The sequence below is a fragment of the Blautia sp. MCC270 genome, from assembly GCF_018785605.1.
GTDB classification, from domain to species: Bacteria; Bacillota; Clostridia; order Lachnospirales; family Lachnospiraceae; genus Blautia_A; species Blautia_A fusiformis.
Map to the genome: position 1 here is coordinate 1 of NZ_WQQD01000087.1, position 207 is coordinate 207.

The window sequence follows — 207 nt, forward strand, 5'->3', positions numbered from 1 at the left end:
TACCATCGGCCGATTGGGTCTTAACCGTCGTGTTCGGGATGGGAACGGGTGTGTCCCCCAACCGCATCGGCACCAGAAATATCATTATTCAGTTGCCTTGATAACTCAACAGTAAAACACATCTTGTTTCTCTACTTTTTCCTTAGAAAGGAGGTGATCCAGCCGCACCTTCCGATACGGCTACCTTGTTACGACTTCACCCCAGTC

2 rRNA genes are annotated in these 207 nt (G+C 49.3%); both read right to left on the reverse strand.

The features are described 5' to 3' along the window. A 5S ribosomal RNA gene (rrf, locus tag GPK58_RS13475) occupies positions 1-77 on the reverse strand; the annotation flags it as partial. Positions 78-146: 69 nt separating this feature from the next. Continuing rightward, a 16S ribosomal RNA gene (locus tag GPK58_RS12605) occupies positions 147-207 on the reverse strand; the annotation flags it as partial.